The sequence below is a fragment of the Leptospiraceae bacterium genome, from assembly GCA_016708435.1.
In the GTDB taxonomy this organism is placed as follows: Bacteria; Spirochaetota; Leptospiria; order Leptospirales; family Leptospiraceae; genus UBA2033.
Genome location: JADJFV010000001.1, coordinates 579,299 through 593,627, shown reverse-complemented (window position 1 = coordinate 593,627; position 14,329 = coordinate 579,299). Strand labels below are relative to the sequence as shown.

Sequence of the window (14,329 nt, the reverse complement as noted above, 5' to 3'; positions counted from 1 at the left end):
GCATTAGAGAACGCAAATGTAAAAACGGCAAGGATAAAAAGAATTTAAGAGTGTTATTGTAAATATTTTATTTATGAATTTATAGGAGTAGAGACGTAGCGTGCTACGTCTCTACAAAGACGATAAGAATAATTAAACTATTCTCCGCCACCTGCTCTAAATCCACCACCACTTACTTCGAGGACAACGCCTGTAATGTAAGAAGCAGCATCAGATGCTAAGAAAGCAGCTGCACCTGCGATATCATCTGGCTTACCAGTTCTACCGAGATAGATTGCTTTTTTCATTCCCTCTCTCATTGCCTCAGGGATTGCAGCAGTCATATCTGTTTCAATGAAGCCCGGAGCAATTGCATTTACGCGAATTCCACGAGAAGCAAATTCTTTTGCACAAGCTTTTGTAAATCCGATCACACCTGCTTTAGAAGCAGCATAGTTCGTTTGTCCAGCATTACCATCAATACCCACAATAGAAGTGAGGTTAATGATATTTCCACTCTTCTGTTTCATCATTGTTTTGATAGCAGCTTGTGTCGCATTGTAAGTTCCTGTGAGGTTAACAGCGATTACAGCATCCCATTGCTCTTTTTTCATTCTCATGAGAAGTGTATCTTTTGTAATACCGGCATTATTGATTAAAACATCAACTGAACCAAATTCCTTTACAGTAGCATCGATCATTGCAGCACAATCTTCTTCTTTGGTAACATTGCAAGTAACTGCAATTGCTTTGTATCCAAGACCTTTTAATTCTTCTGCCGTTGCTTTAGTAGCTTCTTCGTTCATATCAACTATAACGAGATTAGCCCCAAGACCACCAAATTTTAGAGCGATTGCTTTTCCAATTCCTCTTGCCGAACCAGTAATAATCACACTCTTGTTTTTAAAATCAATCATCTTATTCTCCTAAAATTATATTCCATATTTAATTAAATTTTCTTCAATTCTAATATTCACTTCTGTTCGGGCACATTCAATTACAACCCGAATGGCATTCTTGACTGCAAGTGCAGACGAAGACCCATGTCCGATAATACAAGTTCCATTGACACCGAGCAAAACTGCTCCACCGTATTCAGCATAATCCATTCGCTTCTTCATTGCCCTTAGGGTTGGATTTAATAACAATGCCCCTGTTTTAGCTATACTAGATTCAGCAATGTTATTTTTCAAGATGTTAAAGATGGATTTCGATAATCCTTCCGTGGCTTTGAGGACAATATTTCCAACAAATCCATCGCATACAACAACATCAACTTCACGACCAGAGCCGTATAAATCACGTCCCTCTACATTTCCAATGAACTTGAAGGGGATTTTTTTTAATAATTCAAATGTTTTTAAAGAAAGCGAATTTCCTTTTTTATCTTCTTCGCCATTGGATAAAATTCCAATTTTGGGATGAGCGATTCCGAAGATTTCACGTGCATAGATTTCTCCCATTAGAGCAAATTGAGCTAAGAATTCAGGCTTACAGTCAACATTTGCTCCACCATCTAAAAGAAGGAGCGGTTTGCCTTCTTCTTGGGGGAGAGGAACGGCGATAGGAGGGCGATGAACGCCACTGATTCTACCAAGGTATAATAGACAAGCCGCCATAGAGGCTCCTGTATTTCCAGGAGAAAACATACCAACACATTCTCTATCAGCGACTAATTTTACAGATTGAACAATCGAAGAATCAGGCATAGACCTGACAGCAACAGAAGGAGAGTCATTCATGCCAATCACATCAGGAGCATGAACTACTCTAATTTTTGACGTATCGTATTCGTATTTGAGAAGCTCTTCGCTAAGAATTTCTTCGTCGCCAACAAGGATAACTGAGTATCCAAATTGGTTTACGGCATCAACAGAGCCCTCAACTAAACCGGCGGGACCGAAATCGCCGCTCATTGCGTCAACGGCGACCCACATTGTGCTTATTCTTCTTGTTTAGATTTCTTAATCTTTGGAGCTACTACCAATTTGCCGTTATAAAAACCGCAAGCTGGACAGACTCGATGAGAAAGTATAAAAGCGCTGCAATTCGAGCAAGGAACTAGGTTTGGCTTCCCGATTGCATGGTGTGCTCTATGTGATCTTACTTTCGATTTTGATTTACGTTTCTTGGGAACTGCCATTTTTTTCCTCTAAAAATATTATTATTGTACTAGGATTTACCATTTTTTTAGAAATTCTTATTTTAACAAGAATAAATCATTTATATCAGCTTGCGATGAAACTATATTCGGCACCCTCTATTTTTTACTCATCGCCCTATTCAATACCTTATTTAATTCGACTACAGAATATACTAGATGCATTAATGAAATTGAATCGTTTACGCAAGGAATCCTTTACTCCGGCTTAATACCATACTGTTTCATTACAGATAAAATATCCTCTGAATCAGAAAGTTTATCAACGTTCATTTCGATTACTTCGGATGATTTGATTGTAAAGCCAGTTTCGTTTTCGGTTAGATTTAGAATTCCGATTTTATCTCCAAGCAAGTCAAGTGTTGAATAGACGCGAACACCGTTTACATCTAAGTAGCCGCTTTTGTTTAGAATTGGCTTTTTGTTTGCTTCGTCTCCATAGATGACTAGGAACTTTTTATTCATCGAGGCAAGCTTGGCTGCTTCTTCTGTTGTTCCATGAAGCAGTATAATGTAAGTATCCGCAACTACTTCTTGCGAAGAAAGCAGATCGCGAATCGTTGAGTCAATACTTTTGATTATAAATTTCTTTTTCAAATTTCCCGAAAGAGTGTATTGAATGGTCGGACTAGTTAAAGAAATAATTCCAATATTCTTATTTCCTTTCTTTACATACTTAATCGGCTTTCCGATTTTAGTAGAGCCGAAAAAGTTTTTAATAAATACATTCGCAGATTGTAGCGGATAACGGTCTAATTCCACAACAGGAATAATTTCCTCCTGTAAATCATTGGTTCCAAAGCCAACGGAAACATATCCCATTTTCTGGTAGGAATGAAAGATTGCTTCTGTTTTATTCTTTGGACTTTTTACATCTAAAGAATTTCCAGTATCAACCAATATATCCTTCGAAGGGTTAATTCCTCTTTGTCTCAAGAAAGTTTCTCTCTTGGCAAGACCCACGGAAAGTTTTAATCCGCAAATACAAGAATACAAATTTCCAGTTAGCGAAGAGCTATATACTATACGAAAATCCTCTGCTTGGATTTGGGAAAAAGATAAAAGAAGTATTAGTTTTAAAAAAGGCTTTATATTCATAATTGTAATAAATAATAGTAAGAAAATTTAAATGATAGGATAGGCATCCCTGCCTGTCCATTAAAACTTTTTATTTTTTTTATAAAAAACAGCGCACATAAAATTTTTTTTCGACCTATATACATTGAAGGCTCTTACAAAAAACTTTCTTTCAGTGGTTCTATCAAATGTTTAAGAATCTAAAAGTTAGATTTAATTTAATTATTAGTTGTAAAAATTTTGAAAAGGAAATAAAAATGAGATTAGATAAGTTAAAAGGACTATTGGAAATTACAAAGACTCTTATTCAAGTTCTTTCAGCTGGTATCATTGCCTTAACAAGTTCGCTTATCATATTGATACGAAGCAATGATACAAGTTTATGGATTTTTATTGGAATATTCCTAAATGTGCTTTTGATTACAGCAACATTAGGTTTATTGATCACTAGTTTTGAAATTACTGATGAGATGGAGATTTTAAAATGATAACTGAAAATTTAGGACAAATATTAATAAGCGGTCTATTTATATATATCGGTATAGCTGTAATTTACATTTTGTATATTGTTAAGCAAGCAGTCAAACGGGGAAAAACTCAAACCCCAAATAGGCTTAAAAACTAGAATTAATTTTCTTCCTTAAAAAGCCTATCTTTGAACTTAGCATACAAGAAGCTGGCTACTACGAATAAGCCGCCAATGGAAATTAAAACTAAAACACGAGTGTTTTCTTTTAGATTTTGTAAATCCCAGAAAGCAATCTTAGCTACGGCTAATGCTATTAGTCCAATACCGGCATAACGAATCAATGGTTGTTTTCTAAATACGCCATATCCGATAAAGCTCATGGCTTCGATTGTCCAAATTAAACTCCACCATTTAACATCAACTACAGTCATCGTCAGTAATATAAATTCCAAGAATAATAGCAAAGTCACAATTCTTTCAAAGCTATACTTTTGCACAACAAAGTCAGGCTGTTTTGTTTTGTAAATTTCTGCTTCTTTCACACCGCGTAGTAGTAAAAATAATGTCATAAGACCAAGTCCAAAACTTCTGTAATCCATTGACTCTAATACACTTGGCTTGTCTGTGAATAGCATGTATAAGAAAATAACTACTGATAGTATAAGCGGATAATAGTATAAATTCGCAATTTCTTTTATTTCAAACCTGGAGAGTAAAATTCCATTTGCAAATACAAAGACTGCAAAGAGTAAGCTTCCATATTCGAGGGGAGCAGTAATATGAATTGACCAGAATAGAATTAGAAAATTTAAAACATAATAAAGATAACGATCTCTTTCTTTTGTATTGTTTAAGAATATATAAACCGTTTGCGCGATGAGTAATAGTGAGTATCCGCTAACGAGTAAAATTCCTTTTGTATCGGAAATTAACCCGGCGCCAGGAAAGTTCGTATTGTTCAGGAAAAATAAAACAGAAATACCTAAGGTCAGATAGGAATATTCATAAAACTTCTCAACTTTAAACTGGAATAAGAAAAGTAAATGACCCAGATGCAGAACAGAAAAAGCAATTGGTCTATATTCAATTGGAATCACGAGAACGATAAAGCAGATACTCGCTAGTATGCTCTCGACATAAGAAAGAATTCTAGGAACCGGATTTGAGATTAACTGAAATGCTAGAACAGTTGCAAGTAAGGACGATATGGTATAGGTCACTAAATTCATATGCTCGTAAATTCCAACCGGCGATTGTTTACTTGCCATCATACCTACAACACCCAGGATTAAGCTAAGCCAACTCAGTAAAAGTGAATTGTATACAGAAAAAATATCCTTTAGTTTTATATAAGAGCCCATTAACGCCAAAGAATAAATAGCCGCAAACGAAAGAAGATAAGGCTCTTTGATTAAAATATCTCCCATCATCATCGCGGTGAGAGTAGTTGCAGAAATTAGAATAGGAGAAAGAATTTTTCTAGACTCCTGCGCAATATTAAGAGTATCCTGCAAGAATAAAATAGCAATCCCGGGAATCCAAAAAGTAGCCATGTTTGCAATCGCAACCCATGCATATTCATTTAACTCTTCTGCTCGATTGTCCTGAAAGACTGCAAATCGATAAAGTCCAACTAAAAACGCAATTGAAAATAATGCAACTGCCTGCTTGATTCCCTGCGCATATTTCTTTTGTAGAGATATACTAGCATAAGCCGCAAGTAGAATTAAAATAGTATGATAATAAGCAGATACTTCGTTTAATACAAGACCAACAAAAGCAATCATTCCCGCCCAGAGAAATACTTCTCCGTTTAAAAATACATTTTTCAGATAAAAAGAAAACTGGGAACTTTTATGATGGTTCATTTCCCGCTTTGAAGAATAACGAATCATTAAAGAGTTTTCTTTGGATAAGTAATAATGAATTCCATTTCCAGAAAGAATTAAAAGAAAAGATACGACTTCGTGAATTTGATTGGGAACTTTCGTTGACTGAATAATTAATTCTAGCGAAGCTAGTAGGCTAAGAGCAGTAAGCCCCGCAGAAGAATAGTATAAATTTCGATTTCTAAAATATAATGCTGCCAATAAAACAAGTCCACTCGCGGGAATAATTATATAAGCCTGATAAGGTTTTTGAATCAAATAAAAGGAAAACAAAAACAAAGTCAAACTAGCCAACACTCCAAGCATATTATAAGCAGCTAAATCAAACCTAGCCCACTCCGATCGCTTATTGCGAATAAACGGAATTAGCCCATAAAAGCTAATTAGCATAAAGATATAAATCATTCCCCGGTTCATATCAAAACTAAGTAACGGGTAAGCAGCCGCTGACGAATAAAAGAAATCTCCATAGGGAAGAGTGAAAAATTTCCCAAGGTTCAAAAGTAAAACTAGATAGCCCATATTCTTGAGGTAAGTTTCTTTGTATAAGAATCCTAGAACTATAAGTATCGTGCCTTCCATTAACCAACCAAATACATGAGCATAATCACTAAACTTAGCAGGAATAGAGAGGGTAATAAGAGATAGCCCCAAGATAATGCTAGACTTCCATAAAAACTCACGACCAATCTTTCTAGATACAAAAGCCCCAATCAAATAAGATAAGCCCATAGTCATATCCACTGTGAAAGGTCCCCACTCTGTAGGCTCAGGACGAACATGACCAAGCATCACAAAAAAAGAAAAAGCATTGATGATATTAATCGCAGAGCAAATTCTTTCACTCTTCTTATCATCAACTTTCATAGTAAATGTAGAAAGAAAGAAAATCAGCCAGAAGAAGAGTAGATACAAAATAGATTCTAAATAATAATTCTGTCCAGTTTCGGAGACTCGCAGTAAAAATCCTTCACTCGTTCTTGGAAGCCCCTGTGCATAGAGCCAATAGTTTGCGTAGGAAGCTACAATTCCTACTCCAGTCAAATACTTCCAGCGCATAACGGTCATAATTCCGATTAAGCTAACCGAAAGAATCGCAACGCTTATCATGGAGAAGTAATTAAAGTCAGCTTTTTCGTTTATAGAAATAGTAAGAAAGCCAAGGAAATAAGAAAAAGAAGTCAAAGCTTCCATCTTATAACGTAGACTCGCACCAATTACAATACCAGATGCAAGGAGTAAGAGGATAAAACCAAGTAACCCCTGTTCGGGTTTCAAAATACGAGTTGCCTCTATGTTATAAGAAGCATAAGCAGTGAAATAAAACAAAGCAAACGAAGAAGCGATAGTTCCTAGACCAAAGACTGTATAAAGCTTATTGCGATAGAGTCTATCTCCCCCAACAAATACAGCAACCGATAATAACAACATGCCAAAGATTTTAGTAAAAGGACCAATCCAGTCATAGGCAAGACGCAAGAAAAAGCTAAACCCAACAACTAGTAAGAGTAAGCCAATTTTATTTAGAAGATTTACACCTAGAAATTCTTCGACGGGAATATTTCCAATTTTACTCTTCACCCAGTTTTTTATATCATCGAATATATCTGGTGGAGGTTCTGTCTGTAAGACAGGTCTTTGAATTACAGTGGGCTCGGATTTAATGGCTGGCTTGGGAGAAACGAAGAGTTCTTCTTTTTTTGTGGGGATATTCGCTGTTAGACTTGGTCGAACAATCCCTACTGGCTTTGATTCTATTGGTTTGTTTACTTCAACTTGCGAGTGTTGAGTTTCCTTTGTGCTATTTTCGGAAACTATTTCGTGTGAACCTGTAATCGGAGAAGTCAGCTCTTCCTGTAAAGCTGTCTCAACAATGACTTCTTCTTGCGCAGGCTTTTCTATTTTCTGAACAAATAAATCTAACTTCGTTTTTAAAATTTTTAATTCACCTTGTAAACTTCCAATTTTATTTTCAATGGACTCAATTTCAGAATAAATTTTTCCTATCTCATCTTTTTCTTGCGCCATGGCTAAATCCTTATTCTAGGAAGAATATCCTTCATTTAAAAATCTGTTCTTCTACCCAAGCATAAACAAGATCACTTTTCGCATGACGCATCCAATCCGCCGGACTACCGGGTAGAATATCATCTTGCATAAATACATTTTCCTTCATTCAAAATATAATAATAGATTAATCCAATATTATTTTTTTGCTTTTCCAATTGCTCAGTATTAGTTACAATGAAATCACATGGAAATTTTTGACGTTTAATATTCTTATACAAAAATTGAGAAACTTTTCTTCGATTGATATCTTTATCATCTAACACAATCATCCAGTCTATATCACTATTTTCATTCATCTCATTTTTAATGGAGGAGCCAAAAAGATAAATTGATATAGGGGAAACAAGATTAATAATCTGCTGGCAGATATCTTCAACTTCTGTTTTTAGATTTGCGTTGATTGAAGAATTGTTCATAACCTTTTACAGCTTAGTAGCAAACCGTCTTGGTTGACCACGACGCTCGGGATGTGTGGTTAAAAAATAAACTCGCTTTTCCAATTCTTCAGTTAATATCTTAGCAGCTTTCTTCTCTGCTTCTTTTGGAAATGCTTCTGGTAGAATAGGAACACCGATATTGTAACGAATGATAGTATTACGTGCTTCTCCAGAAATAATTGCTTTGGGAGTAGACATGTTCCAAGCTCCTGAAATTCCACTCGGTATAATTGGAACGTTAGCGCGTATGGCAATCTTTGCAGCTAACGCTTTGAAAGGTCCCATGACTCCACTGAGAGTTCTAGTTCCTTCTGGAAAAATGGATACTATCTCCCCAGCCTTTAAGAGTGATACCATATAATTTTCTAATTCCTCATAGTAGGCTACTGCTGATTTTGCGTCTTCTCCATGATAGTTACGGATAATAGGCATTCCACCCCATTTTTGAATTTGGTGAGAATAAATATCTCCTAAAATATTTAGGTAATTTTCGAGACCTGTTTTTAGTAGATTAATTCCGGGTGCATTGAAAGGTGAGTCCTTTGCATTCATCATTTTAATCAATGCTTCTTGTGGACTAAACACTTCATTTTTCCCAAGCATCACAATTTTGCGTGGCATATAAAAACCGATTACAGGAATATCAAGCGAGTCAGTATGATTGCAAACTAAAACCGCTCCACCAGTCCTTGGCACATGCTCATCGCCAGTTACTTCAACTGTATAGACTAACTCCATTAGAGTCTTAGCTGTATTAACAAACAAATCTCTCGGTATAAAAAAAGGCTCTAAAAATTTTGTAATTTCTTCCATTTGATTCTCACTCTTTAACACAGTGTAAAATCTATACGTTTATTTATAAAGTAATTTTTTGGGTAGGTTGGATTGCCACAGAGGCACTGAGTCGCAGAGGAAGAAATAGTGCCATCCCCGAAATTTTCATCAGGAATGGCAAACTCAGTGGTCAATTCTTTCAATTTTGGGCTTTACTAAAATTTTTCTACTTATTTACTTGAATGGAAGCTGAGAAAAAGGCATTTATTACAGTAGATGAATATTTAAAAATCGAACGCTCCGCAAGAACTTCTTCATCGGGAAAAGCAATTCCACTTTTACCTGTTTCTTGAATGGTTAGAATATCATGTCCAAGTTTTCTTAATTCAAGAATAATAGGAATTGGAAAATTTTCATTAGAATAAAAGTTAGCCATTATGCGTCTTGATTTTCCTTAATCTCTTCTAAGATTTCTTGTTTATGGGAACGATAATAGCTCCATGCATTCACTAAATCTTCTGCACGAAGCGTCGGATAGTAAATCAATATATCAGCTTCACTTGAACCCTGCTCTCTTTGATGAACCAATAGCCATACAGGAATTCGAGTGTGGATAATACAGGCACTCCCCCCGCATACTCCTTCCTTGCTGACTTTCAATTCCGGAAGTATTATTTCCTACATCTTTTAAAATAAGTTGTAGCAATTGCACTTTCTCATCTCTAGTAAGTGATTCGAGCATTGGTTCTAAAAGATTCTGTTTCATATCCTTATTCTATCCTCTACATTCAATTCTAAAATTGATAGCTATGTTGTGCAAGAAATAAAAATTACTCGATTTCAATCAAATCCATAATTATTTTCCTAATAAATTTACAACCTAGTTTTAAAAAACTGCTCCTGTAATGTATATTCATACATTTTATTTAAGGATTCATAATCAAGAAATTCTACTCTACTGCTAATAGTTTCGAATGAAGTATATTTTATTTTACTATCAAATTCCCTTTTTCTATTTTTATCTGCAACTATAATCATCCGAGCAGCAAAGTCTTGTAAGTCGTTGATTTTAAAAGATGAACACAGATGTTTTTAGATGTGTAGGTTCAAAGTTAAAAAAGTGTTTTGTTTGTAAAGAAACATTAGATTTTTCTATACAATCCATTTTCTTTAAATTCAAGTAAACCATTGTCACGTAATACTTGTAGTTGTTGTCGAATTTTATCTTTTATAAAATTGTTATTTGGGAATTTATTTTTTAAGAAGCTTTCGAAAGAATACATTTGCTGTAATGTGAATTGATTCTCGCTGATAGTTTCAATTAAATTTAATATTTCAATTGTCCATCCTCTACTATCTTGTTTTTGTTTTCCGAGAAAAGCCGTTTTGTTCCAAGTTTCAATCACATTTTTTCGATTTTCGACTATACCGTTCTTCACTAGAAAAATTCTACCGATAGATGGTATACTTTGAAGAACTATATTGCAGCCAATCCAACCAGCTCTTTTTGCTTTGCTACTTAACGGTTTTCTTTTTTGAATTATGTTTTTTACAAAATAATGTTTAGGAATCACTAGAAAATTTTGAACTTCTAATTCTTTGAATGAATAGTTTAAGAAGAAAAAATGCGGGTTATTGTTCGAATTAATTCTTTCGATCATAGTTTCATAAGCACCATCAACTATTTTTAAGGTGAAAGAATCTCGTTTGCTTTTTAACTCGTATTCCGATTTGCATGAATCACAAAAGAAGTCCCCAACAGGGTTATTGTTTTCAAAATTATTTAAATTATTATTTCCGCACGAAGGACAATAAATATTATTTCGAACCCAGCCTTCCGTTAATACTCTAGCGATTTGAGTATTGCTTGCATAACCTTTTGCCAATTCTTTATTAAATTTTAAATTCATATTATTCTTAAAGCTTAGTCTTAAAAACCTGCTCTTCTAAAGTATACTCATACATTTTCGTTAATGCCTCGTATTCTAGAAATTCTATTTTATTTCTAATTTCATTGAACGCACTTGATTTTATTTTGGTTTCAAACTCTCTCTTTCTAGTTTCATCTGCTACTATTATCATACGAGCGGCAAAGTCTTGTAAGTCATTAAATTTTAAAAGAGAGTTTTGGATATCAGTAGAATGTTCAACTTCAAAAAAGCTTGTAGGCATTAGGAGATTTTCGTCCATTAGTCTTGAACTAAACCAAATTACATCGATAGTCGAACTTCTTTGAATTAATTTCTGATAAGTAAAATGAGGAATTTCCTTTATAGTTCTTAGTTCATCTAAACTCTTTTCGATAAATTTTTTATTCTTATCCTGATTCGGTAAATAGGTTTTAAATTTCTTTAGATTTCCAATGATGGTAAGCATACCTTGATAATAGGAATGGTTGAAACTTTTTACTGCTTCAGAATTTTTGTTTTTTGTAGTTTCGACTAATATACCATTAGCCTCATTTTTCTTTTGGTATTTTTTTAAGGAATAAAGTCCTGGTTTTATTTTGTAAATTTCTTCATTCATCTGAACAATTCTGCGGATACTGGCAAATGGAGTTTTTGTTTTCCATTCACACTCTTTAATCTTCATAGTTTCCAAATTCAAATCACCTAAGGTTGCAATTCCGCCTAAGTTTTCCAATGCAATAATGACTGCTTCGTGTTGTTTCATGATTCTCCAGTTACCGAGTGCTTTTACTAAATGAGTTTAGAAATTAAGTTTTACAAGCAATAAAAATCAGGCACCAAACAAATCTTTCATTCCTGTTTCATCCTTGATTCGTTTGATTGCTTTTTTAAAATTAGACTCACTCTTTTCACTTCCAATCCAGCATCGATTATTTTTTATCGAAGCAATAGCCGTAGTGCCTGAACCCATAAAAGAATCTAAAACTAATTCATTTTCTTTTGTGGATTGTTTCACTAATACTTCAAATAACTCAACTGGCTTTTGAGTTGGCACGATTGATTTTGTTGGAGGAATTCTTTTAAAACGAAGAATGTCTTGGATTCCATAATCATTCAATTGTCGTTTCTTGCCTTTCCAAAGCATTAAAATAATTTCATAGGTTGCACGATAGGTATATCCCATACCAGGTCGAATCTTATCCCAGATGAGCGGCTTACAGGCTAACATCTTTCCTCCATAACCGACAGGAGGAAAAATTCTTTCATCAACAATGGAGCGATGTAATAAAAACAAAGTTTCAAAGTCACACATAATATAAGCATGTCGCTCGGGCTTTAATACGCGATAGATTTGTTTTAATAAATTTGGTAATTCTGAATTGTAAATAGTATCAAAGAACTTATCGGGATTATGCGTTCTAGTTCCCTTCTGCCCGAGTCCCATTCTATTATTCATCTTTAACTCTTCCCACTTCCTTAAACTCTGGTATGGTGGGTCAGTCAAAACTAGGTCAATGGAGTTATCGGGGATACTCAGGATTAGATCCTGCCATTCGCAGTTATAAAGTTTGTTTACTTCAATCATTCTCGAACCTCTAGGATCGATCAGATCAAAAGATCATAGTAAAAAAGTAAACTACTTTCTATGATTTTACTTAAAAAAAATGAGTAGTTAATAAAAATTTTGACCGAGGTAGCTTTGAAATAGAGTTTTACAAGTAATAAAAATCTCGCGCAAAACAAATCTTCTCCTCCCGTGTCAATGAAGATGATTTCAAATATACCAAGGTGCAAGAATTGAGTAAAGCAGCTATGAAAAATAGAGAAATAAAGGCCTGAAATAAAATATGTTTACTTTGAAAGAATTCAAAAAGTTTCTACTTGGACAGAAACAGATATAGAAGATTAGAAACACTTTGTATCCGCTATCCGCTAAATTAACCCCACCCTATTGAATCATTAAAAAGTTTTTCGCAATCTTGTGGTGTTTGGCAAAACGGTAATCCTTTTAAAAATTGTAGAAGAAATTTGTAAGTATCTTTACCATTAGCCTTAGCAGTTTGAAGAAGCGAATACCAGAATGCACTTGCAAAAGCACCAACAGGTGAACCAGAAAAGAGCCAATTCTTTCTTCCTAGAACAAAGGGACGGATCGCATTCTCGACTAGATTATTGTCAATGTAAACTTCGCCATGAGATAAGTATAATACGAGTTTGTCCCATTGACCGATTGAATATCGTATTGCTTTTCCAAGATCAAGAGTCCCTTCTGGTTTTGTAGTGAGGTCTTGTAGGTGAAGGTAGAGAGCGTCTAATATCGGTTTGGCTTTCTCTTGTCTGATACGAACAATTTCAGAAAACATCTCCTTTTGAAATAGGCCTAAAGTTCTCATTTCCTCTTCTACTTTGTAAAGCTTTAGAATTTGATTGAGAATATTTCTAGCAATTGGATTTTATTTGCCTTCCAGATTTTCTCAAACTCTCTTCTTGCATGAGCCATACAACCTGCATGGAGTATATATTCATTATCCCGAAAATGTGCATCGTAACTTCCGAATCCATCTGTCTGGATAATTCCATTATACCCTTTCAAATATCTCTTCAGAAATTCCGCACTTCGAGTCTCACGATACATATACAAGAGAACTGGTCGTTCAAAAGTTCCACCACGAATTAGCCACATATATGAATCTGTGGTATCACTTCGACCTTCTTCTTTATGAACTTGTAAACGAGTCTCATCAATTCCCAAAAGCCTTCCGCTCAAGAGTATATTTTTGTAAAAGGAAAATAAATGTTGATACCGCTCGTAAACTCCTATCGTCCAATTGCAGAGGGTAGCTCTTGTTATCTCCAACTTATGTCGAAGAAATATACTTTCCATTCTGTAAAAAGGAATATGGTCAAGGAATTTACTGATTAAAATGTATGTGAGTAATTCAGGAGTTAAATGGCTCTTAGGTAAAATCTGCGGAGGCATTTCTGCGGTTACTACAATTTTACCCACTTCATTTCTTTCATCACCTTCGCAATGTTTGCAGGCATATTTAAAACGAATATGTCTTTCAATATAAATTTTTGCAGGAATGTATCCAAGTTTATCAGAAACTTCTTCTCCGATTCTTTTCAGCTCAAGACCACAATTACAAATTTTTTCTGACTCAGGAATATCATGAATGATTTCTTCTTTCGGAAGGTGTTCAGGTAATGGCTTTCTGCCCACTTTCTTTCTTGCAAATGATTTTACATGAATCGTTTCACTATGACCATCAAAGATTTTTTCTTCATCATTGATTCCTTTTTCTGCTTCATTAAATAGAAACCCAAAATACAATTCACTCGGATCAATTTTCTCTGAATTTCTTCCAAAGATTTTTCTTTCAAAGTTAAATATTTGTAACTCTAACTTTAAAATCTTATTTTGCTTAATCTCATTCTCTTTTGTTAATGATTGTTTATCCTGTGTGAGAGAAGTATTTTCTTTAACTAGATTTGCATTTGTCTCCTCAAGCGCATTATGCTTGTTTGCCAGAGAACGAATGTATTGTTGTAAAAATTCAATA

The 14,329-nt window shown here is 34.6% G+C and carries 12 protein-coding genes and 2 pseudogenes; 1 reads left to right on the top strand and 13 read right to left on the bottom strand.

Translation table 11 applies throughout. The features are described from left to right. Positions 1-137 precede the first annotated feature (137 nt). From fabG to IPH52_02885, 4 genes are all read right to left on the bottom strand, one after another. Complete coding sequence (gene fabG / locus IPH52_02900) at positions 138-896, bottom strand: 3-oxoacyl-[acyl-carrier-protein] reductase (protein ID MBK7053989.1); 759 nt, start codon at positions 894-896, stop codon at positions 138-140. 15 nt (positions 897-911) lie between these two features. After that, the gene (gene plsX, locus IPH52_02895; protein MBK7053988.1) at positions 912-1,916 is read right to left on the bottom strand and encodes a phosphate acyltransferase PlsX; all 1,005 of its coding nucleotides are present in this window, start codon (positions 1,914-1,916) and stop codon (positions 912-914) included. Positions 1,917-1,921: 5 nt separating this feature from the next. After that, positions 1,922-2,122 carry a 50S ribosomal protein L32 gene (gene rpmF, locus IPH52_02890; GenBank protein MBK7053987.1) on the bottom strand — a complete coding sequence of 67 codons (201 nt, stop codon included), beginning with the start codon at positions 2,120-2,122 and terminating at the stop codon, positions 1,922-1,924. Between the two features lie 216 nt (positions 2,123-2,338). Then, positions 2,339-3,238: a hypothetical protein gene (locus IPH52_02885; protein MBK7053986.1), complete on the bottom strand. Its 900-nt coding sequence runs from the start codon at positions 3,236-3,238 to the stop codon at positions 2,339-2,341. A 236-nt stretch (positions 3,239-3,474) separates the two neighbouring features. On the opposite strand from IPH52_02885, the gene IPH52_02880 reads away from it, so the two are divergent. Continuing rightward, positions 3,475-3,705, top strand: a complete 231-nt coding sequence (locus IPH52_02880) for a hypothetical protein (protein ID MBK7053985.1) — start codon at positions 3,475-3,477, stop codon at positions 3,703-3,705. Positions 3,706-3,844: 139 nt separating this feature from the next. Here IPH52_02880 and IPH52_02875 read toward each other — a convergent pair whose 3' ends face one another. The 9 genes and pseudogenes from IPH52_02875 to IPH52_02835 form a co-directional block, all read right to left on the bottom strand. Beyond that, on the bottom strand, positions 3,845-7,603 hold the full coding sequence (locus IPH52_02875; protein ID MBK7053984.1) for a DUF2339 domain-containing protein: 3,759 nt from the start codon (positions 7,601-7,603) through the stop codon (positions 3,845-3,847). 119 nt (positions 7,604-7,722) lie between these two features. Then, positions 7,723-8,061, bottom strand: coding sequence for a nucleotidyltransferase domain-containing protein (locus tag IPH52_02870; protein ID MBK7053983.1), 339 nt, complete (start codon positions 8,059-8,061; stop codon positions 7,723-7,725). 6 nt (positions 8,062-8,067) lie between these two features. Next, a complete protein-coding gene (locus IPH52_02865; protein MBK7053982.1) occupies positions 8,068-8,895 on the bottom strand; it encodes a 1-acyl-sn-glycerol-3-phosphate acyltransferase in 828 nt (275 codons plus the stop codon). Positions 8,896-9,082: 187 nt separating this feature from the next. Next, on the bottom strand, positions 9,083-9,292 hold the full coding sequence (locus tag IPH52_02860; GenBank protein MBK7053981.1) for a DUF5615 family PIN-like protein: 210 nt from the start codon (positions 9,290-9,292) through the stop codon (positions 9,083-9,085). Beyond that, positions 9,292-9,622, bottom strand: a pseudogene (locus IPH52_02855) (DUF433 domain-containing protein). Before IPH52_02855 ends, IPH52_02860 begins: the two are co-directional and overlap by 1 nt. 376 nt (positions 9,623-9,998) lie before the next feature. Continuing rightward, complete coding sequence (locus IPH52_02850) at positions 9,999-10,766, bottom strand: restriction endonuclease (protein ID MBK7053980.1); 768 nt, start codon at positions 10,764-10,766, stop codon at positions 9,999-10,001. A gap of 7 nt (positions 10,767-10,773) precedes the next feature. Further along, positions 10,774-11,529: a hypothetical protein gene (locus IPH52_02845; protein ID MBK7053979.1), complete on the bottom strand. Its 756-nt coding sequence runs from the start codon at positions 11,527-11,529 to the stop codon at positions 10,774-10,776. Positions 11,530-11,595: 66 nt separating this feature from the next. Further along, positions 11,596-12,351, bottom strand: a complete 756-nt coding sequence (locus tag IPH52_02840) for a site-specific DNA-methyltransferase (protein MBK7053978.1) — start codon at positions 12,349-12,351, stop codon at positions 11,596-11,598. A 352-nt stretch (positions 12,352-12,703) separates the two neighbouring features. Next, positions 12,704-14,217, bottom strand: a pseudogene (locus IPH52_02835) (IS66 family transposase). Between the last annotated feature and the right edge of the window lie 112 nt (positions 14,218-14,329).

What these genes read in the sequence shown, in the direction of transcription:
- IPH52_02875 (MBK7053984.1), bottom strand. Translation starts at nt 7,603, where the DNA reads ATGGCGCAAGAAAAAGATGAGATAGGAAAAATTTATTCTGAAATTGAG.
- IPH52_02880 (MBK7053985.1), top strand. Translation starts at nt 3,475, where the DNA reads ATGAGATTAGATAAGTTAAAAGGACTATTGGAAATTACAAAGACTCTT.
- IPH52_02850 (MBK7053980.1), bottom strand. Translation starts at nt 10,766, where the DNA reads ATGAATTTAAAATTTAATAAAGAATTGGCAAAAGGTTATGCAAGCAAT.
- IPH52_02885 (MBK7053986.1), bottom strand. Translation starts at nt 3,238, where the DNA reads ATGAATATAAAGCCTTTTTTAAAACTAATACTTCTTTTATCTTTTTCC.
- IPH52_02860 (MBK7053981.1), bottom strand. Translation starts at nt 9,292, where the DNA reads ATGGCTAACTTTTATTCTAATGAAAATTTTCCAATTCCTATTATTCTT.
- plsX (MBK7053988.1), bottom strand. Translation starts at nt 1,916, where the DNA reads ATGTGGGTCGCCGTTGACGCAATGAGCGGCGATTTCGGTCCCGCCGGT.
- IPH52_02865 (MBK7053982.1), bottom strand. Translation starts at nt 8,895, where the DNA reads ATGGAAGAAATTACAAAATTTTTAGAGCCTTTTTTTATACCGAGAGAT.
- IPH52_02870 (MBK7053983.1), bottom strand. Translation starts at nt 8,061, where the DNA reads ATGAACAATTCTTCAATCAACGCAAATCTAAAAACAGAAGTTGAAGAT.
- rpmF (MBK7053987.1), bottom strand. Translation starts at nt 2,122, where the DNA reads ATGGCAGTTCCCAAGAAACGTAAATCAAAATCGAAAGTAAGATCACAT.
- fabG (MBK7053989.1), bottom strand. Translation starts at nt 896, where the DNA reads ATGATTGATTTTAAAAACAAGAGTGTGATTATTACTGGTTCGGCAAGA.
- IPH52_02845 (MBK7053979.1), bottom strand. Translation starts at nt 11,529, where the DNA reads ATGAAACAACACGAAGCAGTCATTATTGCATTGGAAAACTTAGGCGGA.
- IPH52_02840 (MBK7053978.1), bottom strand. Translation starts at nt 12,351, where the DNA reads ATGATTGAAGTAAACAAACTTTATAACTGCGAATGGCAGGATCTAATC.